Source organism: Novosphingobium sp. FG90 (genome assembly GCF_057808725.1).
On sequence record NZ_JBMDIO010000011.1, the window covers coordinates 83,274 to 101,025 of the forward strand.

Sequence of the window (17,752 nt, forward strand, 5' to 3'; positions counted from 1 at the left end):
TCAGCGCGCGCCGATCACCCAGCGTCCGTTTTCGGACCGGACCGAAAGGCCCAGCAGCGGCCCGATCGATGCCGGGTCCTTGCGCAGCGGCGCGACCAGGATCGAGCCGGAAACCGCGCCGGACCCACTCGATGCTGCGACATATTCGATGCCGGTCGCACGCTTGAGCCGGGCCGCGACGTCCTCCAGCGTGGCGCTTTCGAAGGTCAGGCGCCCCTCTCGCCATTCGCCGACCTGTTCGGCGGGAAGGCGGGTAAGGGTGTAGTCGCTCGCCCCGGCAGCGCGGTACAGCACTTCGCCCGGCGATACGCGCACGTCGGCGCCGTCGGGGTCGAACTGCACGGCGCCTTCCGAAACCGCGACGCTGAGCCCCTGGGCATCGTGACGCACGTCGAAGACGGTGCCGATATCGACCAGCCGCTCGCCATCCACCGCCACCTCGAAGGGGTGTGCGGCGTCGTGGCGCACGGTGAACAGCGCCTGCCCGTGTTCGAGCCGGGCGTAGCGCTTGTCCTTGCGGTCGAATTCGACGGCGGTGCCGCCCGCCAGTTCGATGCGGGTGTCGGCGTCCAAGGTCACGCGGCGGGTTTCGCCCAGCGCCGTCTCGACCGTGTAGAGGTCGCGCTGCTGGCCCTGGAATGCCCAGAACCCGGCCACCACCGCAAGGCTCGCGGCGATCGCGCTGGCCAGCCACGGCCGGCGGCGGCGCGGAGGCTCTGCCACAACGCCGTCGTCGCCGGTGTCGTCGTTTGCAGGGGCAGAAAGGGCGACGAGTTCGGCGGCATCGGCGACCGAGGCCGTGACTTCGTCATAGGCACGGGCGTGCGCTGGGTCGGCCTCGAGCCAGAGGGTGAACGCTTCCCAGTCGGCAAACGCGGGATCGCCTGCGCGCACAGCCCAGTCGAGCGCCTCGCCTCTGATAGTATTGTCACTCGCCATGTCGTTCGCCATCGGGCGCTCCTTCACCGGCGAAGACGGAGACGATCGGCGCCAGCCTCATCGTGGGCCTCATTTCGACCGTTCCTTCCATTCGGCGAGCGCTCGGTAGGCGACGCGCAGGTCGCTTTCCACAGTGCTCAGGCTCAGGCCCATTTCGGCCGCCACGACCTTCTGCGCAGCCCCTTCGATGCGGTGGCGACGAAAGATCGTGGCCACCCGGGCGCCCAGGCTATCGAGCAGGGCAAGGACGCTGGCGGCCTCCTGTGCGGCGGCGATGCGACGTTCGGCGGAGGGCTCGGCGGAAACGCCGGGCGGGTCGCCGGCGTTCACTTCGGTCCAGTCCCGGTCGCGCACGTCGGCCTGCCGGGTCGAGCGAAAACGGTCGATCATCAGCAGGTCGGCAGTGCGGAACAGGTAGGAGAGGGGGGAGGCGACCGGGCCGGGACGGCTGGCGGCGATCTTCAGCCAGACTTCCTGGACGAGATCTTCCGCAGCATCCCCCGCGCCGCGCGCGCGCAGGAAGCGCAACAGCTTCTCCCGATGTTCGAGAAAAGCCGCCTCGAGGCCGGCTGTGGGAGAGGTTTCTACAGTCACGAAGCGTGGAGCACGAAGGTGGGGCTACTCTGGGTCGGGCAGCCTGATAGACGTTCGCGCGCTTCCGGGGAAGTACTCGCAGGCCCCACCTCCGAAGTTACAGGGGCAGGACCTGCGAAAGTTCCTGTCTGGCGCCGTCAGTTAACGGCGCGAATGTGGTGTCCGGGCTGGATCGCGGCAGCCGGTGCCGTTTCCATCAGGCGATCGTGCTCGGCGAAGACACGCTCTATCTCGGCGCGTTTGTCGAAGATCATGCGGGCGACACCTCCCGTCATTCCGCCTTCGTCACCAACCCGGCCGAGGACGCCGGCAAGATCTTCGAGAGTCGCGCGTTCGGGGCTACTGTGGAGCCCGCCCTTGGAGTCGCGGTAGGCAGTGCATTCGCTGGCCATGACCATTCCCCTTCAATGTTTGCCGAATTAGTGAACGCGCGGGTGCCCCTGGAGTTGCACCTAGTCCACTCCACTCGCCGCAAGAACCTGTGCGAGCCCGGCAAGATCATGCGCGAACCGTGCATGTTCGCGCTCCCGGGCCGCCCCGTCGAGCCGCAGCAGGTAGCTAGGGTGCGCGGTGAGCCAGACCAGCGTGTCGTCGGGCAGGGCGATGGCCTGCCCACGTTCCCGGCCGATCGCCGGCGTGCGTCCGAGCAGGCCCCGCGCGCTGCTTGCGCCAAGGGCGAGCACGACCTTCGGCTTCACCAGTGCACGTTCGCCATCCAGCCACCAGCGGCAGATGTCGATCTCGCCGGCGGTAGGCGCCTGATGGAGCCGGCGCTTGCCGCGCGGAGCGAACTTGAAGTGCTTTACCGCATTGGTGACATAGGCAGCCGAGCGATTCACCCCGGCTTCGCCCAGGGCGCTGTCGAGCAACTGGCCGGCGGGACCGATGAAAGGCCGGTTTTCGCGCTCTTCGGTATCGCCGGGCTGTTCGCCCACGATCATGAGCCGTGCCGTCTTCGGTCCTTCGCCCATGACCGCTCGAGTGCCGTTGCAGCCGATGGGACAACGACGGCATTGCGCGATACCCTCTGCAACCGCCTGAAGGCTGGACGGGACCGCTTCCCGAGCGAACAGGTCCGACCCGGTGGCGATCATCGCGGCCTCCCGCTTGTGAGCCCCGGCGATGAGATCGGGAATCTGGCGCGCCTCGGGTAGGTTCTTCCAATATCGGCGCGGCATTTCCTTGAGCATCATGCCCACCTTGAGGCGCGCGGGATTGAAGATCGAACGATAGTAGCCGAGCCAGAGTTCCTCGGCCGCGTCCTCGGCGGGGGCATCGTCGCGCGATGCCGCAGGCCCCTCCAGCAGCGCCGTCCCGTCCCAATGCAGCGACAGGCGCGGGGTCAGGATGGACCAGCGCTGGCTGGCGAAGCGATTGACGAAGAAATCCGCGTTGGCGCGTTCGATGCGATGTTCGGGCTCGAACCAGGCGACGAAGCGTTCCACGCCGTCCTCGTCGGCCACGGACCGGAAACGGACGAACGCGCGCATCTTGTGCATGTCGCGGCGGACCTGCTTCGCCATGCGTTCCAGCGCGGCGACATCGCGGTCTGCGGCGTCCTCAATCAGCCGGGGCTGGTCCTGCAGGCGCCAGAGCACGCGATACAGGAGGGCGAGGCGGGCCGGGTCGCAATGCAGGATCACGCTGCGGGCGAGGTCGAGGAAGGCCCGGCTCGCCCGAACCTCCCGCAGTGTCCCGGGATATGCAAGTGCGGTGAAAGGGGCGGCGAAAAGGTCAGCCACGCCATCCGCCTCGCCCCACGTCGTGTCCTCCGGCGGTACGCCGCGCGCGACGAGTCGCCGCGCCTCATCGCGCCAGGCCTCGAAGTCGTCGGGCTGCGGGATATCCGCTGCGATCACGCGAACAGTTCCATCTGCTGCGCCGGCGGCGCGAGCCGCGCGCGCAAGTCGGCGCGGTCGAGGAGCAGGGTGGGGCGCCAGTCCGCCGTCACGATGAAAGGGCGCAGCTTCTTCATCGAGACGCTGAGCCGGGCGAGGTCCTCCAGCCGGATCGATCGATGCCGCCGCGCAATGAGGACCGCGTCGACCGCCTTCACGCCCAGCCCGGGTACCCGCAGCATCGCCTCGCGCGGGGCGCGGTTGAGATCGACCGGAAAGCGATCCCGGAACTTCAGCGCCCAGGCCAGCTTGGGGTCGATATCCAACGGCAACATGCCGTCGTCCTCCGTCGCCTGCTGCACCTCCTGCGGCGCAAAGCCGTAGAAGCGCATCAGCCAGTCCGATTGGTAGAGCCGGTGTTCGCGCATCAGCGGCGGGCGCTTGAGCGGCAGGACGGCGCTCGCCTCCGGAATCGGGCTGAAGGCGGAGTAGTAGACCCGCTTGAGCGAGAAGCGGTCGTAAAGGGTGCTGGCCTTGCCGACGATCTGCGCGTCGCTGGCGCCGTCCGCGCCGACGATCATCTGAGTCGACTGCCCGGCGGGTGCGAAAGTCGGCGCCTTGCGAAAGCGCTTGCGGGCATCGTGCGCCTCGATGATCGCGCCGGACAGCTTGCCCATCGCTCCCTCGATCGTCGCTCCGTTCTTGTCGGGGGCGAGACGCGAAAGCCCGGCGTCGGTCGGCAGTTCGACGTTGATCGATACGCGGTCCGCCCAAAGCCCTGCCTGCGCGACCAGTTCTGGGTCCGCCTCCGGGATCGTCTTGAGGTGGATGTATCCGCGGAAATCGTGCTCTTCACGCAGGATGCGCGCGACTTCTATCAGTTGTTCCATCGTGTGGCTGGAGGACTTCACGATGCCCGAACTGAGGAACAGTCCCTCGATATAATTGCGACGGTAGAACGAGAGCGTGAGGTCTACCACTTCCTGCGGTGTGAGCCGTGCGCGGCGCACGTTCGAGCTCTTGCGGTTGATGCAGTAATGGCAGTCGAAGATGCAGTGGTTGGTCAGCAGCAGCTTGAGCAGCGAGATGCATCGGCCATCGGGCGCATAAGCGTGGCAGATGCCCATGCCTTCGGTCGAACCGAGGCCCCGCCCATCACGACTGTCCCGCTTGGCGGTGCCGGAAGACGCGCAGGAGGCATCATACTTGGCGGCATCGGCAAGAATTTCGAGACGGTCCATGACGGTGGAACGGGACATTTGTTCCTTATATGTTCCTTCCTAAATCTTTGCAAGCAAGGGAATGGTGAGTCGGCATGTCCGGGAAATCCGGATTGGTCGGGAGCCTTTGCCGAACCACACTCCAGACGCTGCCGACGGGTCAGCCCTTGCTAACCCCCTGTCAAACGGCAGCGGTCGCGGCGATCGGTATCCCGGTCGCCGCGGCCTTGAGTCTGAAGGTGAAGAAATGCCCGGAGAGGCATGACGATTGCCGGCGACGATCGGTTCTTCGTGCCGCAATCGCGCTATATACCCCCGAGACTGTGCTCGCTTGCGGGATTGAAAAAGACGCCCGGCCATTCTTTCGATGGCGCGGGCAGGTCGGTTCAATCGACCATCGCGGCAACAAGGCGTCGTAGATGGTCCCGGCTGAGAAGGCCGGATGGCCTCTGGTTCACGGCATGGCGCAAGGCGAGCGGGTGGTAGATGGCATTTTCGGGTCGCGTTCGAGCGCCTGGGGTAGTGATGTACATGTTATCCTGTGCGCGGGGTTTTCCCGCCTTTTTATCTTCTGAAACCGCTGCGCCGTCTCGGCGGTCCGCCGGCTTGTCCCGGCGTTTTTTCGCGAAACACGATCCGGCCTTTGGAAAGGTCGTAAGGCGTCATCTCGACGTGCACGCGATCACCGACGACCGAGCGAATGCGGAACTTGCGCATCTTGCCCGCCGTATAGGCAATGATCTTGTGCTCGTTGTCGAGCAACACCGCGAAGCGTCCATCGGGGAGTATCTCCTCGATGTAGCCTTCCATCGTCAGCAATTCTTCCTTGGCCAATCCATGATGTCCCGAATACGAGGGTGCCCGACGTCATGCATGCGCAGAACGGCGGTCATGAAAGCCAGGCTGATGCTTGAAAAAATGCCTGCGTTGCGCGGGCCAGCTTTCGTCAAAAACGATGCAGCGATCTCCATGTACGCGAAAAAATCAAATTTTCAACAGGGCGCAGATTTTTAAATATTATTCCCGATTCATAGAATGCACTCGCCGGTCGAAGCGAAATCGTGTAAAAGAATTATATTGCCGACGATTTCTGCACATCGGCGACTGAGAGACTCAGCGCGCTCCCGCAAAAAGGAGAGCCCGATGGACCTCAATCAGCTACTTTTTCATCATCAGATTGCGCTCATTCAATACGCTGTGCACGATAAGGATGTTCATTCGCGTCGGTCGCGGTTCGATCTGGTGCGTCATTACGAAACCCGGATTGCTCGCTTGCGCAATGACATGGGGGTCGCGGCCTATCCGCAATGGGCATGACCTGGCCTGCATCAAACCCCTTTGCCTGCCCGCGCTATCGGCCGGCGGGAGTCCCGTCATGCGGACGGCAATGGAACCGCGCTTCGAGGGACGACCTGACCTTCCAACGGCGAAGCGAGATATCCGACCTTGCCTTCGCTTTGCTGGGCGGTCGCGTGGCGGCGCGGGACTTCCTGTCGAGTCCCGGTCCCGATCACGTGGGGACCATGCTTCAGACCGCCACCGCGTCTGTGATGGGCCAGATCCAGATCACCCATATGCTCTGGAAGATCGCCGCGCATCGCATGCGGCCTTATTGCTAGGAATTCCAAAATGGACAGCGAAAGCAAGCCCGACAGGCCAATTCGCGCAAAAGTGCGATGGTCCGATCGACCCAAGCTCGCGCCCGACGCAGCGATCCGACAGGGGTTGGTGACCAAACTAGCGCTTGAGGCACTGGGAAATCGGGATCAGGCCATTGCGTATCTTAACGCCGCGTGCGGCAAGCTCGGAGGGCGGCCGCTGGATCTTGCGGTGGAGTCGGCAGAGGGGCTGAGCCGGGTCGAACGTGCTCTTGCGGACCTCAGGCCTGCATCCTGATCCGGGCGTCCATGCATCGTGCAGCCAGGGAATTGGACGCTCCGAGCGCCTGTTCAGCTGCTCTTTTTCGCTTTGTGCGCGGCAAGCAGTTTATCCAGCTCGTCGATCCGGACACGTTCCGCCGTTCCCTTGGCAAGCCCCTTCAGCCGGCACTCGGCCCACAGACTTCTGCGCTCTGCCTCCAAGGCCTTGAGATATAGATCAGCCATCCTTCTTCTTCCTTGTGCGAGTGCTGTTGGCTTTCGGCCGTCGGCCGAAAGGTGTTTCTTCATCTTCAGCGCGCAGTTTGCGCCAGCGTTCCAATCGCTTGGGCTTCAGGCGTCCCTCCCGGACCATCGCCTGCACGGCGCAGCCAGGCTCTGCAACATGGGTGCAGTCGCTGAAGCGGCAGTTGCGTGTCACGGACACGATATCGTCGAATACTTCCGCAATTCCTGCTGCAGCTTCGGGTATGTGAAACTCCCGCATGCCCGGCGTGTCGACCAGCCACCCTCCTTCGATGAGGCCATCGAGGCGATGGAGCTGGCGAACGGTAGTTGTGTGCCTGCCCTTGCCGTCCGCCTCCCGGACGGGCTGCGTGGCAAGGCTTTGCGATCCGCGCAAGGTGTTGATCATCGTTGATTTTCCAACCCCCGACGAACCCAGCAGTGCCACGGTCTTCCCGGTCCCGCAATAAGGAGCAAGTCGCGCCACGCTTTGCGGGTCTCGCCCGTTCACCGTTTCTACCTGCAGGTCTGCCTGCAGCGATCTGGCGCTCTCCAGGAACCGGTCGAGACTGTCTGAAAGATCGATTTTGGTGAGCACGATCACCGGCGTGACGTCGACTTCCCGCGCCATCACGAGATAGCGCTCCAAACGAGCGATGTTGAAGTCCTGATTGCACGACGTCACGATGAAGAGCGTGTCGACATTCGCGGCGAGCAGTTGAAGCCGGCGCTGGTCGACCGGCGCCGTGCGTTTGAAAAGGTTGATGCGGTCGAGGACGCGCAGCGGCTCCCGCCGCGCACGATCCATCACCAGCCAGTCGCCGACCGTAGCTCGATCCTCAGGCCCCCGGTTAATCGGCAAAGTGGATGGGATCATCCCGCTGACACCGCTTCCGGCGACTTCGACCATGCCGCGATGCACTGCCAATACGCGGACAGGACAAAAATCGTCGCCTCTCTCATGCGGACTTAGCTGATCGTTGAAAAAGGGGCTCCAGCCAAGATCTGCAAGGTTGAGTTCGGTAGATGTCATCGACGGATGGTGAGCTTTCGTCCGGTTGAGCCTCATGCGAGGAAGATGCTTTCGGCCAACCCCTATACCATATTCACGCATAAGCCATGCCTGCCCTCCCGGCGTGCCTTTTTTATCTCGCGGCGCCGGGCGGGAGGGCGCCGCCGGCCTTTTGTGCAAGGCGGTCTCGCCGGATCGTGCCGGTGTCGAATGATCGGGTTTGGTCGCAAATAGATATGCCCACTGCTTCTCGATGGCCTGCCGCGCAAATTAGTGCTATCGATGAAAAATGAAGCGAGAGAAGGAAAAAAGGCGTGCTGATCACGGCGCACGCGCCCTCAAGATGGTAAATGAAATCAGGGCTTCGATCGCCAATCTCCACGACGAAGATTTATTGGATTTTCACGATATATTTTCAGAGACGCCTGAAGGCGCGCTCGGGATTTTTGCTTCACAAGAAATAAGCCGTCGCAATATTACGACGGAGGAGCAGGTTTAGTTTGATTTTTCTGGGCGCCGTCCACAGCGCTCATGAGCCTTGGCAGGGCTGTTTATTACTGAGAGCCGATTGTCTTTCCCCTTGCGTGCCGCGTTCAAGCGCATGGGCATTTTTCACCGAGCGCAGCGAAGGTATGTTTTAAGTCATGTCATTTGACAGAGGAAATCGCGGCTACGACCGCGACAGGTTCGGTGGCGGCAACGACCGCTTTGGAGGCGGCAACGATCGTTTCGGCGGCGGCGACCGCTTCGGCGGTGGCCAGCGGGGAGGTTTCGGCGGATCGCGCGGTGGCGGCTTCGGCGGCGGTGCCCCGGCGCAGGTCGTCGGCGAGGGCAGCGGGGTGGTCAAGTTCTTCAACCCGGATAAGGGCTTCGGCTTCATCCAGCGCGACGATGGTGGCGACGATGCTTTCGTGCATATCAGCGCCGTTCAGGACGCTGGCCTTGCGACTCTGGCAGAAGGCCAGCAGCTGCAGTTCCAGCTTGTCGATCGTGGCGGCAAGATTTCGGCCACCAATCTTTCGATTGTCGGTGAAGTCGTGACTTCCACAAGGCGTGAAGCTGCTCCGGCGCAGCGCCAGTCTACCGGCGAGCGCGCCAATGGCACGGTCAAGTTCTTCAATGCGACCAAGGGCTTCGGCTTTGTCACTCGTGATGACGGCCAGCCCGATGCCTTCGTTCACATCAGCGCCGTCGAGCGCTCGGGCCTGTCCGGGCTGCACGAAGGCGATCAGATCGAGTTCGAGATCGAAATCGATCGTCGCGGAAAGTCCTCTGCAGTGAACTTGGTCCTGCGTTAGGCCTTATCGCCGCCTTGGCCCGTCTGGGCGGGCCAAGGCGGCAACCCTTGTGATATGGTCCGAAAGAGTTCGGCTTTCGCGACCATATTCGCAGCTCAAGATCAACCACATTCCGCGCCGCTTCGGCCGGCCTGAAGACGAAATTGCGGTCGTTCAGGAGGCGGGTTGCGGCTTGGTCATGCGGCCAAGGCCGTTGAAAGCTGAGTTGGGAGTTGCGGGTTCCTGCGGAAAAGCGGTCGCGGTCGCGGAACGCGCAACGGAGTGGCATCCTGATGCGATCGTCATGGATGCAGCAGATTGGTTAAAGGCGAAAGAATGAGTAACGACGATCACAGCGCGGATAATGACGCACCTCTGATCGACCTTAATCGCGGCTCGGTTGAGCGGTTGATCGCACGTGCCAAGCGGCTCGGTGTGATATCCGTAAGCGAGTTGAACGCTGCACTTCCACAGGATCAGATGTCGGCTGACCAGATCGAGGACGTCATGGCCGCGATCTCGGAGATGGGCGTCAGAATCGTCGAGAATGAAGACGATGATGATGCTTCGGATCCTGACGCAGGTCAGGATGCTGACGACGATCGTGATGAAGAGGCGGAATTCGGCGAGAGCGCGGAAGTATCGCGCCGCCGATCCGCTGACACCAAGAAGTCGGAATCCCTTGGACGCAGCGACGATCCGGTGCGCCTCTACCTGCAGGAGATGGGCGCCGCCGAACTGCTCAGCCGCGAGGGCGAGGCCGCGATCTCCAAGCGCATCGAAGCCGGGCGCGACATGATGATCCTGGGCCTGTGTGAAAGCCCGATCACCTTCCACGCCATCATCCAGTGGTCCGAAGCACTCAACAACGGCGAGATGCAGCTGCGCGAGATCCTCGATCTCGACGCGATGCTATCCAAGGAGCCCGCCCCCGAAGCCCTGAGCGAAGACGGCGAGAGCGAGGACGACGGCGAGATCAGCGAGAAAACCGCCGGTCCCTCGTTCAAGGACGACGATTCCGACGACGAGGACAACTCCGAGGAACTCGACGAGGACGGCAACCCGATCCCCAAGCGTAAGGCCGAGGAAGAGGAAGAGGACAACACCCTCTCGCTCGCGCAGATGGAAGCGGCCCTCAAGCCCGAAGCGCTTGAGAAGTTCCTGCTGATCACCGAACTGTTCCAGACTTTTGAGCGCCTGCAGCGCGATCGTCTGGAAGCGCTGGCGCTGGGCATCGATTTCCCGGCCGCCAAGGAAGACCAGTACCAACAGCTTCGTGAAGACCTCACCGCGCAGGTGGAATCGGTCAAGTTCCACGCGACCAAGATCGAATATCTGGTCGACAACCTCTATGCCTTCAACCGTCGCCTGACGACGCTGGGCGGCCAGATGCTGCGTCTGGCCGAACGTCACAAGGTGAAGCGCACCGACTTCCTCGAATCCTATGTCGGCCGCGAGCTGGACGACACGTGGATCGCCGACGTCGCCAAGAAGGACAAGAAGTGGGCCGCCTTCGCCGAGAACGAAGCCGACCCTATCGAGCGCATCCGTCTGGAAGTTTCGGACATCGCTGCCGCCACCGGCATGGAAATCGAAGAATTCCGACGCATCGTGAACATGGTCCAGAAGGGTGAGCGCGAAGCGCGCATCGCCAAGAAGGAAATGGTCGAGGCGAACCTGCGTCTGGTGATCTCGCTCGCCAAGAAATACCTGAACCGCGGCCTGCAGTTCCTGGATCTCATCCAGGAAGGCAACATCGGTCTGATGAAGGCGGTCGACAAGTTCGAGTACCGCCGCGGCTACAAGTTCTCGACGTATGCGACCTGGTGGATCAGGCAGGCGATCACGCGCTCGATCGCGGATCAGGCCCGCACGATCCGTATCCCGGTCCACATGATCGAGACGATCAACAAGCTGGTGCGCACCAGCCGTCAGTTCCTCCACGAGCAGGGCCGCGAGCCCACGCCCGAGGAAATGGCCGAGCGTCTGTCGATGCCGCTCGAGAAGGTGAAGCGTGTTCTCAAGATCGCCAAGGAGCCGATCTCGCTCGAAACCCCCATCGGTGACGAGGAAGACAGCCAACTTGGCGATTTCATCCAGGATGCAAACGCGGTGATCCCTGTCGATGCCGCTATCCAGTCAAATCTCAAGGAGATGATTACCCGCACGCTGGCTTCCCTGACACCGCGCGAGGAGCGCGTTCTGCGTATGCGCTTCGGCATCGGCATGCACACCGATCACACGCTGGAGGAAGTCGGCCAGCAGTTTTCGGTGACTCGCGAGCGTATCCGCCAGATCGAAGCCAAGGCGCTGCGCAAGCTCAAGCACCCGAGCCGTTCACGCATCATGCGTGCTTTCCTGGATTAAGCGCTTCCCGGTCACGCATTCTCGCGGCTGCCTGACCGGGTATGGCCAAGGCCCTGCAAGCCTTGCGCAAGGTCGGAAAGTTGTTTCACGAAGTTGAAGCTTTGATGCGGAGTTGAGGGTTGCGTGGCCGTCTGGCTTGATCTCGACCGGCGCGTTGGCGGGCTTCCAGTCCGTCGCGAAGACGTTGGAGATGCCGCTTGCCATCAGCGTCTGCACGAGGCTCTGGCCCTCGGCGTAGTCGGCGATGGTGGAGCTGTGCCCGGCGAAGGGCGCGTCGATCAGGACGGGCGTTCCGCTGGCGCCTTCTCCCCCGAACTCTCGCAGCCGCATTGTCGCCAGATCGAGCCGCACGGTGTTCGCCGTGGCCCATTCCGGCTCGGGTGGATGTTCGATCCGGCCCGCCTCGACCGCGAAGTCGAGGTTGCGCTGCATCGTCTCCACCGCCTGTTCGCCAAGTGTCAGCGCCGCTGCGAAGGGCCAGAAGAACGGGACGCTGTGTTCGTGATCGGCGGATGCTTCGACGGGCAGGGTCATGAATGCGTCATCCAGTCTTCACCTCAAGATGCGGGAACGGATAGCGAGCGGGATGGTAATGGATGTGACAGTCGGTCACAAATCCTTTGCAGCCTGAGCGTATCGGACATCATGGATCCACAATTCGCGCTGAGGGTACGGAATGGTGACGCCAGCGTCGCCCAGCGCCTTGGCCAAGCCAAAAAATGACTGGCCTTGTGGTCGATGCATCTGAAGTGTCTGGGATCACGGCTGCGGTACGACCGCGTCCATGATCGTCAGCCGTTCGAGCGGCCTGGCACCGACCCGCGAATCGGTGACGAGGATCGTCGATCCCGGTTTCAATTGCGCCTTGACCAGTTGGTAGAAGGCTCTCGGCATACGGACCCGGTTGATGATCGCTTCATCGACTTCCTTGCCTTCATCGGCCTCATGCCCGTTCATCCCGACATAGACCCAGTGCGGCTTTCCCTGCCGCATCGTCAGCGTGATGACGTGTGAGCCGGGATCGTCGTCATTCACCTGCGCAGCGCTGCGTCCGATCTCCGTTCCGTTGCGCAGTACGACGATCCGCTGATCGGATTTCGAGACGATGATGCTGAGTGGGCCTTGCTCCGCTGCCTGCGGTGTCCAGCGGTACTCCTTTCCCTCAAGCGGCTGCGTGCCCCGAGCACGGCCGGCAGCGTCGAAAGGAGCAAGCAGGCTGTTGTCGCTGGTCCGCATATGGTTGGCCGGATCGCCCTCGACGACAACGGTAATGCCAAGGCTCGTTATCCCGAAAAGCTCGCGTGCGAACTCGAAGGGGAGATGCACGCATCCATGGCTCTCGGGATAGCCCGGCAGACCGCCGGCATGGAGCGCGACCCCGTCCCACGTCAGCCGCTGCTGGAACGGCATCGGCGCGCTGTTGTATTTGCTGGACCGGTGATGGGCATCCTTCTGGAGAATGGTGAATACGCCCGTCGGCGTCTCGTGCCCGGCCTTGCCGGTCGAGACGGTCGTGGCGGCGATGCGAATCCCGTTGCGGTAGACCATGGCGATCTGGCGGGAGAGATCGACATAGATCAGGACCGGCCCGCTTGGCGCGACCTGCGGCGCCCAGACCCATTGGCCGGGCCGGAGATGCTCGATCATCCGCGCGAATTCGGGGGGTGAACTTGCCTTCGCGCCTTGTGCCAAGGCTGATGGCGCCAACAGGCATGACAATCCTGCCGCGACGATGCCAAATGACCTCATGTCATCCCCATGCACATTCCCGATCCGAACGCTCAGTATGGAGTAGATCAGGAATAGACTGGCCAGTGCAAGCGTTTACGTATGTTATTCTTCTTTAGCCGGTGGCGGTGAGCCGGCCGCTTGGGCGCGGGTCTGTTCCTGTGTATCCGTTGCTTTCCGGAGGGTGACATCCGGTACCGGCTCTGCGATGCTCATCAATGCTGTAGCTTCAGTGCAAGCAACGAAGGCTAACCAGGGCGCGATGGCAGATCTGTTCAAGACGCTCTCGAAGGCGGCACGCCTCGTCCGCAAGGGCCGGCCGATGTCGGCGCTGATCGCGATGCAGGTCGGGTTGAAGTCCCCGGCGTCCGCCAAGACCAGGTCGTCGAAGGCACCTCCACGCGCCAGCGCAAAGCCTGCGGCGGCGCGGCACGTGCGCCCGGCGCCAGGGACTTTCGGGACGCACGAGTTCGATTGCGCGCATGGCACGATCAAATACCGGCTGTACACGCCGCGGGCGGGAAAGCGGCGGGGCCTCCCGCTCATCGTCATGCTGCACGGCTGTTCGCAGACGGCATCCGATTTCGCGACAGGCACCGGCATGAATGAATTGGCCGACGAACTGGGTTACCTCGTCCTATATCCGCAGCAGTCGCAGCGGGCGAACCTGGCCAGGTGCTGGAACTGGCATCGGCCGAGGAACCAGGCGCGGGGCGAGGGGGAACCGGCGCTGATCGCGGCGCTGGTCCGACATGTCCTTGCGATTACTGCGGGCAATCCGGAAAGGGTCTTCATTGCGGGCATTTCAGCGGGTGGTTCTGCGGCCGCGATCATCGGGGCCGCCTATCCGGACCTGTTCACGGCGGTCGGCGTCCATTCCGGTGTGGCGCGGGGGACGATACGGACCCTGCCATCGGCGCTTGCCGCGATGCGTGGGGAAGGACGGGCCAGATCGACCGGCAGAGCGGCACGGCCGCTGCCCACCATCGTCTTCCACGGCGACGAAGATCGGGTCGTCCACCCCTCAAATGCCGCCGGCTTCCTCAACACGCTGGAGCGATCGCAGCCCGGCCCGCTGGTTTCGCGCACGCATTACGGGAAATCCGACAAGGGGCGAGACTTCACGCGCAAGGTCTACCGCTCGCCAGGTGGCAACATCCTTCTCGAGGACTGGACTATCCACGGAAGCGGCCACGAATGGTCCGGCGGCAGCGCCTTTGCATCCTACACTGACCCTTTGGGGCCGAATGCCTCCCGCGAAATGATGCGCTTCTTCCTGTCGCAAAGGAGAGCGAAATGAAGCCGGAACGGCCGCCGGCGTCGCAACGCCGGTATGATCGAGGCGCGATTGGGCCGAAGCAGTTCGAGATTGATGGCGGCACCATCACCGACATCGCGTCGTTCTATGCGCACATCAACCGGCTGTTCATGGCCGGGGTGACCTGGAAGCTAGGCGAAAGCCTCGATGCCTTGAACGACGTGCTGTACGGCAGCTTCGGGGCCATCGAAGGCCGCGAGCCCGTCCGTCTGGTCTGGAAGGACATGGACGCCACTCGCACCGCGCTCGGCCGGGAAGCGACTTGCGCGTTCCTGCGAGACCGGCTGGGTACGAGAATGATGTTCAACGGCACCCCCATCGTCGACCAGCTGGCCGCGCTGGAGAGCGGCGTGGGCAATACCTATTTCGATATCGTGATGCAGGTCTTCGCGGAGCATCCCAATATAGAGATCGTGCCCGCATGAGCTGGAAAAGCGATCGATGGGGCCGCACGCCGTTACGATTGGCGCGCTCGTCCGTTGGTCACCGATAAGGCAGGACGAGAGGCGAGATGACGACCCCCAAGCCATCCGAAGGCATGGAAATGGAACTCAAGCTGGAGCTGGATGCAGCGGGCATGGAAGCGCTCGGCGCGTCTGACCTGTTCGCCGATGCGCCGAGCGCCGTTTCGCAGCGTGCTCTTTACTTCGACACGCCCGATCAGGCCCTGCTTCACGCTGGGCTCTCGCTGCGGATCCGCCGGGAAGGCGAGCGCCGGGTGCAGACCGTCAAGGCCTCCGGCACCACCGCCGGCCTGTTCATACGTCCGGAATGGGAGTTCGACGTCGCCGACGACCAGCCCGTGCTCGATCATTCGAGTCCGGTCCGTGCCCTGATCGGCAGCGGTACCGAGACGATCGCGCCTGTCTTCGCGGTCGAGAACGACCGCCGCCGGTGGATGAGCGGAGGCGTCGAGATTTCACTCGACGATGGCCGCGTGATCGCCGGAGATCGTGAGGCACCGTTCGTCGAAGTCGAGCTGGAGCACAAGGACGGCGATCCGGCCGCGATCTTCGCACTGGCCCGGAAAATCGACGCGGTCGCGCCAGTCCGACTCGGCGTGATGAGCAAGGCGGAACGCGGCTACCGGCTGCTTGGTCCTGCGCTTGCCGCTTCCAAGGCGCATCGTGTGGCGCTGGACGAGAGCATGACCGCCGCCAGTGCGCTGCAGGCCATCGGTTTCGCCTGCCTGCGCCACCATCGGCTCAACGTGCCGCTGGTGCTGGATCACCGGGACGCGGCAGCGCTCCATCAGGCGCGCGTCGCGATCCGGCGGATGCGGTCCGCGCTCACCATTCACAAGAGCGTGTTCGCCGACCGGACCGTTCCGAGGCTCAATGCGGAACTGCGCTGGCTGGCGGCCGAACTCGGGAAGGCACGCGACATCGACGTGCTGCTCAAGCCCACTGGTGAGGAGGAGGTGAGGGCGCAATTGCTCGAAGCCCGGACGGCGGCCTACGACACGGTGGGGATCGTCCTCCAATCGGCGCGGGCGCGTGCCCTGATGATCGATCTCGTCCAATGGCTGAGCATAGGGGAGTGGCTGCGCGACGATGCCAATTCCGAGGCCCGGACCATCCCGGTCCTCGCCTTCGCGGCGAGGACCCTGCGCAAGCTGCGCAAGAAAGTGAAGCGACGGGGGCACGACCTCAGGTCGCTGGACGATGAGAGCCGCCACGAACTGCGCAAGACAGCCAAGAAGCTGCGATATGCGACGGAATTCTTTGCGGCGCTGTATGACAGCAAGCGCGATCGCAAGCGGTTCAAGCGCTTCCTGTCAGCGCTCGAAGGCCTTCAGGACAGTCTCGGCGACCTCAACGACTTGTCTGCCGCTTCCGCAACACTGCGACGGCTTGGCGTGACCGAGGCAGATGCGGAGGAGCGGGCGGCCGACCCGAAGGCCAGGGCCACTCTGCTGGAGCAGGCCGAAGAGCATCACGTCACGCTGATCCAAGCCAAGCGGTTTTGGGCATAGCAGCCCGCTGCAACCGACTGGCGCAAATCACTAGGAATTTGGTACAATCTGGAGCGGTCTGGGCTACGCTGAGACGTTATGAGTTGGTCGGGGAGACAGGATTCGAACCTGCGACATCCTGCTCCCAAAGCAGGCGCGCTACCGGACTGCGCCACTCCCCGACCTGGGGTTGTCGATGCAACTGCCACGAATGGCAGAAACCGGCGAATGGTGGGCCCGGCAGGATTCGAACCCGCGACCTAGCCGTTATGAGCGGCCAGCTCTAACCGCTGAGCTACAGGCCCCCGTGCCGGACCCGACCCCATCGACGATGGCCGGGTGCAAGCCCGTTAGCTTGGCAATGCGCCCGAGGCAAGCGCGGTTCTAACCACGTTGCACGCTGTTCACAATTTCATCGACGCTGGTGGGCTTCACGCCGCGCCGCGCAAGGTGGGTGAACAGCGTGCGCCACCACTCGTAAAGCGCGTCCAGATCCGCGCTACTACGCACGTAGGGCGTATGCCCGGTCGCGAGTGAAGGGCTGTGGAAGGAGAAGACCAGTACCGGCAGCCCCTCGTCGATGGCAATATCGACGCCGCGCAAGGCTTCCTCGGCGGTGATGCCCTCGGGCGTAAGGGGTATGCGTTCGAGCAGGCCCGCGCGCGCGAGCACACCGCGCATCGTCGGCGCGCGCCACAAGTGCGGGTAGATCACGTTGCCGACCTGCCGCAACGGTCCCCAATACACGGTGGTCAAAGGCAGCTCGAGCAAATGGCGCTCGTCATCGGCCCAGTAAGGGTGCAGCGGGTGCTCGCGATAATTTGGGCCACCTGTGCCGCTGTAGTCGAAACGCGCACGCACCGAAGTGTCGATGGCGATGCCGCATTCGAGCAGGATTTCTGCAGTACGCGGACCAAGGCCATAGCGGCCGGCGCGGTAGATTCGCGGGGGCGTGCCGAAGGCGCTCTCGATCCGATCGCGGAGCAGGCGCAGCTTTTCACGCTCGAGTTCGAAGGGCAGGTTGCCGGCATAGCTGTTGAGCTCGTTCACATCCTCGATGAAAGGCGGGCTCACCCAGGGATGGAGTTGTACCCCTACTTCGGCGCGTCCGGCCGAGACGGCATCGCCGATCGATTCGGTGGCAAAGGCGGAATCCGCAACCGGCCAATCAATGAGATAGGAGGGCACGACGCCGAAACCCTCGCAGAACTGCTGAAACTTGCGCAGCGCCGGAACCGTGACAAGACTGTGCGCCTCGCGGTCGAGAGGGGCCGACCAGTCGAACTCCTCCTCGGTGTCGACAGTGACGATGAAGCGCTGGCCAAAATCGGGGCGGAACGCGGCGAAGGCGTGCTTGCCCGGGGGCTGCAGAAGGTTAGGGGCTGGCAAGGATTCTATTCCCT

General features: G+C 63.2%; 19 protein-coding genes and 2 tRNA genes. 8 read left to right on the forward strand and 13 right to left on the reverse strand.

Annotated features, from left to right (window positions below; translation table 11 throughout):
• The 6 genes from ACODRZ_RS12235 to infA all read right to left on the reverse strand — a co-directional run bounded on the left by ACODRZ_RS12235 (position 1) and on the right by infA (position 5,425).
• Positions 1-951, reverse strand: coding sequence for a FecR family protein (locus tag ACODRZ_RS12235; protein ID WP_488972840.1), 951 nt, complete (start codon positions 949-951; stop codon positions 1-3).
• Positions 952-1,008: 57 nt separating this feature from the next.
• Positions 1,009-1,533, reverse strand: coding sequence for an RNA polymerase sigma factor (locus ACODRZ_RS12240; RefSeq protein WP_488972841.1), 525 nt, complete (start codon positions 1,531-1,533; stop codon positions 1,009-1,011).
• A gap of 137 nt (positions 1,534-1,670) precedes the next feature.
• On the reverse strand, positions 1,671-1,925 hold the full coding sequence (locus tag ACODRZ_RS12245) for a hypothetical protein (RefSeq protein ID WP_488972842.1): 255 nt from the start codon (positions 1,923-1,925) through the stop codon (positions 1,671-1,673).
• 60 nt (positions 1,926-1,985) lie between these two features.
• Positions 1,986-3,392, reverse strand: coding sequence for a UdgX family uracil-DNA binding protein (locus ACODRZ_RS12250; RefSeq protein ID WP_488972843.1), 1,407 nt, complete (start codon positions 3,390-3,392; stop codon positions 1,986-1,988).
• Positions 3,389-4,630: a putative DNA modification/repair radical SAM protein gene (locus ACODRZ_RS12255; RefSeq protein ID WP_488972844.1), complete on the reverse strand. Its 1,242-nt coding sequence runs from the start codon at positions 4,628-4,630 to the stop codon at positions 3,389-3,391. Before ACODRZ_RS12255 ends, ACODRZ_RS12250 begins: the two co-directional genes overlap by 4 nt.
• Positions 4,631-5,155: 525 nt before the next feature.
• Positions 5,156-5,425, reverse strand: a complete 270-nt coding sequence (gene infA / locus ACODRZ_RS12260; RefSeq protein WP_488972845.1) for a translation initiation factor IF-1 — start codon at positions 5,423-5,425, stop codon at positions 5,156-5,158.
• A gap of 57 nt (positions 5,426-5,482) precedes the next feature.
• Between infA and ACODRZ_RS12265 the strand changes: the two genes are divergently transcribed.
• Both ACODRZ_RS12265 and ACODRZ_RS12270 read left to right on the forward strand, forming a co-directional pair.
• Positions 5,483-5,605: a hypothetical protein gene (locus tag ACODRZ_RS12265; protein ID WP_488972846.1), complete on the forward strand. Its 123-nt coding sequence runs from the start codon at positions 5,483-5,485 to the stop codon at positions 5,603-5,605.
• A gap of 129 nt (positions 5,606-5,734) precedes the next feature.
• Positions 5,735-5,908: a hypothetical protein gene (locus ACODRZ_RS12270; RefSeq protein ID WP_488972847.1), complete on the forward strand. Its 174-nt coding sequence runs from the start codon at positions 5,735-5,737 to the stop codon at positions 5,906-5,908.
• 632 nt (positions 5,909-6,540) lie between these two features.
• Here the strand turns inward: ACODRZ_RS12270 and ACODRZ_RS12275 are convergent.
• Together ACODRZ_RS12275 and rsgA are read right to left on the reverse strand one after the other, a co-directional pair.
• Positions 6,541-6,696 (reverse strand): hypothetical protein, encoded by a 156-nt coding sequence (locus ACODRZ_RS12275; RefSeq protein ID WP_488972849.1) that lies wholly within the window; start codon positions 6,694-6,696, stop codon positions 6,541-6,543.
• Positions 6,689-7,726, reverse strand: coding sequence for a ribosome small subunit-dependent GTPase A (gene rsgA, locus ACODRZ_RS12280; RefSeq protein ID WP_488986203.1), 1,038 nt, complete (start codon positions 7,724-7,726; stop codon positions 6,689-6,691). Before rsgA ends, ACODRZ_RS12275 begins: the two co-directional genes overlap by 8 nt.
• A 268-nt stretch (positions 7,727-7,994) precedes the next feature.
• Here rsgA and ACODRZ_RS12285 point away from each other — a divergent pair, with 268 nt between their 5' ends.
• From ACODRZ_RS12285 to rpoD, 3 genes are all read left to right on the forward strand, one after another.
• Positions 7,995-8,204, forward strand: a complete 210-nt coding sequence (locus tag ACODRZ_RS12285; RefSeq protein ID WP_488972375.1) for a hypothetical protein — start codon at positions 7,995-7,997, stop codon at positions 8,202-8,204.
• 145 nt (positions 8,205-8,349) lie between these two features.
• The gene (locus ACODRZ_RS12290) at positions 8,350-9,003 is read left to right on the forward strand and encodes a cold-shock protein (protein ID WP_488972374.1); all 654 of its coding nucleotides are present in this window, start codon (positions 8,350-8,352) and stop codon (positions 9,001-9,003) included.
• A gap of 315 nt (positions 9,004-9,318) precedes the next feature.
• Positions 9,319-11,349: an RNA polymerase sigma factor RpoD gene (gene rpoD, locus ACODRZ_RS12295; RefSeq protein ID WP_488972373.1), complete on the forward strand. Its 2,031-nt coding sequence runs from the start codon at positions 9,319-9,321 to the stop codon at positions 11,347-11,349.
• Here rpoD and ACODRZ_RS12300 read toward each other — a convergent pair.
• Positions 11,320-11,883 carry a hypothetical protein gene (locus ACODRZ_RS12300; RefSeq protein WP_488972372.1) on the reverse strand — a complete coding sequence of 188 codons (564 nt, stop codon included), beginning with the start codon at positions 11,881-11,883 and terminating at the stop codon, positions 11,320-11,322. The two genes, rpoD and ACODRZ_RS12300, sit on opposite strands and share 30 nt — an antisense overlap.
• 225 nt (positions 11,884-12,108) lie before the next feature.
• On the reverse strand, positions 12,109-13,098 hold the full coding sequence (locus ACODRZ_RS12305; protein WP_488972371.1) for a L,D-transpeptidase: 990 nt from the start codon (positions 13,096-13,098) through the stop codon (positions 12,109-12,111).
• 241 nt (positions 13,099-13,339) lie between these two features.
• Here ACODRZ_RS12305 and ACODRZ_RS12310 point away from each other — a divergent pair, with 241 nt between their 5' ends.
• From ACODRZ_RS12310 to ACODRZ_RS12320, 3 genes are all read left to right on the forward strand, one after another.
• On the forward strand, positions 13,340-14,377 hold the full coding sequence (locus ACODRZ_RS12310) for an extracellular catalytic domain type 1 short-chain-length polyhydroxyalkanoate depolymerase (protein ID WP_488972370.1): 1,038 nt from the start codon (positions 13,340-13,342) through the stop codon (positions 14,375-14,377).
• Positions 14,374-14,820: a barstar family protein gene (locus tag ACODRZ_RS12315; protein WP_488972369.1), complete on the forward strand. Its 447-nt coding sequence runs from the start codon at positions 14,374-14,376 to the stop codon at positions 14,818-14,820. The genes ACODRZ_RS12310 and ACODRZ_RS12315 overlap by 4 nt, the downstream gene beginning before the upstream one ends.
• Before the next feature lie 86 nt (positions 14,821-14,906).
• Positions 14,907-16,370 (forward strand): CYTH and CHAD domain-containing protein, encoded by a 1,464-nt coding sequence (locus ACODRZ_RS12320; RefSeq protein WP_488972368.1) that lies wholly within the window; start codon positions 14,907-14,909, stop codon positions 16,368-16,370.
• A gap of 84 nt (positions 16,371-16,454) precedes the next feature.
• On the opposite strand, the gene ACODRZ_RS12325 is transcribed toward ACODRZ_RS12320, so the two are convergent.
• The 3 genes from ACODRZ_RS12325 to ACODRZ_RS12335 form a co-directional block, all read right to left on the reverse strand.
• Positions 16,455-16,531: transfer RNA gene (locus ACODRZ_RS12325), tRNA-Pro, on the reverse strand.
• A gap of 47 nt (positions 16,532-16,578) precedes the next feature.
• Positions 16,579-16,654, reverse strand: a tRNA-Ile gene (locus tag ACODRZ_RS12330).
• A gap of 79 nt (positions 16,655-16,733) precedes the next feature.
• The gene (locus ACODRZ_RS12335; RefSeq protein ID WP_488972367.1) at positions 16,734-17,738 is read right to left on the reverse strand and encodes a polysaccharide deacetylase family protein; all 1,005 of its coding nucleotides are present in this window, start codon (positions 17,736-17,738) and stop codon (positions 16,734-16,736) included.
• Between the last annotated feature and the right edge of the window lie 14 nt (positions 17,739-17,752).

Excerpts from the sequence above, each read along its gene's own strand:
- rsgA (WP_488986203.1), bottom strand. The coding sequence starts at position 7,726 with ATGACATCTACCGAACTCAACCTTGCAGATCTTGGCTGGAGCCCCTTT.
- ACODRZ_RS12290 (WP_488972374.1), top strand. The coding sequence starts at position 8,350 with ATGTCATTTGACAGAGGAAATCGCGGCTACGACCGCGACAGGTTCGGT.
- ACODRZ_RS12320 (WP_488972368.1), top strand. The coding sequence starts at position 14,907 with ATGACGACCCCCAAGCCATCCGAAGGCATGGAAATGGAACTCAAGCTG.
- ACODRZ_RS12315 (WP_488972369.1), top strand. The coding sequence starts at position 14,374 with ATGAAGCCGGAACGGCCGCCGGCGTCGCAACGCCGGTATGATCGAGGC.
- ACODRZ_RS12245 (WP_488972842.1), bottom strand. The coding sequence starts at position 1,925 with ATGGCCAGCGAATGCACTGCCTACCGCGACTCCAAGGGCGGGCTCCAC.
- ACODRZ_RS12265 (WP_488972846.1), top strand. The coding sequence starts at position 5,483 with ATGAAAGCCAGGCTGATGCTTGAAAAAATGCCTGCGTTGCGCGGGCCA.
- rpoD (WP_488972373.1), top strand. The coding sequence starts at position 9,319 with ATGAGTAACGACGATCACAGCGCGGATAATGACGCACCTCTGATCGAC.
- ACODRZ_RS12270 (WP_488972847.1), top strand. The coding sequence starts at position 5,735 with ATGGACCTCAATCAGCTACTTTTTCATCATCAGATTGCGCTCATTCAA.
- ACODRZ_RS12285 (WP_488972375.1), top strand. The coding sequence starts at position 7,995 with ATGAAGCGAGAGAAGGAAAAAAGGCGTGCTGATCACGGCGCACGCGCC.
- ACODRZ_RS12235 (WP_488972840.1), bottom strand. The coding sequence starts at position 951 with ATGGCGAACGACATGGCGAGTGACAATACTATCAGAGGCGAGGCGCTC.
- ACODRZ_RS12255 (WP_488972844.1), bottom strand. The coding sequence starts at position 4,630 with ATGTCCCGTTCCACCGTCATGGACCGTCTCGAAATTCTTGCCGATGCC.
- ACODRZ_RS12310 (WP_488972370.1), top strand. The coding sequence starts at position 13,340 with ATGGCAGATCTGTTCAAGACGCTCTCGAAGGCGGCACGCCTCGTCCGC.
- ACODRZ_RS12275 (WP_488972849.1), bottom strand. The coding sequence starts at position 6,696 with ATGGCTGATCTATATCTCAAGGCCTTGGAGGCAGAGCGCAGAAGTCTG.
- ACODRZ_RS12300 (WP_488972372.1), bottom strand. The coding sequence starts at position 11,883 with ATGACCCTGCCCGTCGAAGCATCCGCCGATCACGAACACAGCGTCCCG.
- ACODRZ_RS12305 (WP_488972371.1), bottom strand. The coding sequence starts at position 13,098 with ATGAGGTCATTTGGCATCGTCGCGGCAGGATTGTCATGCCTGTTGGCG.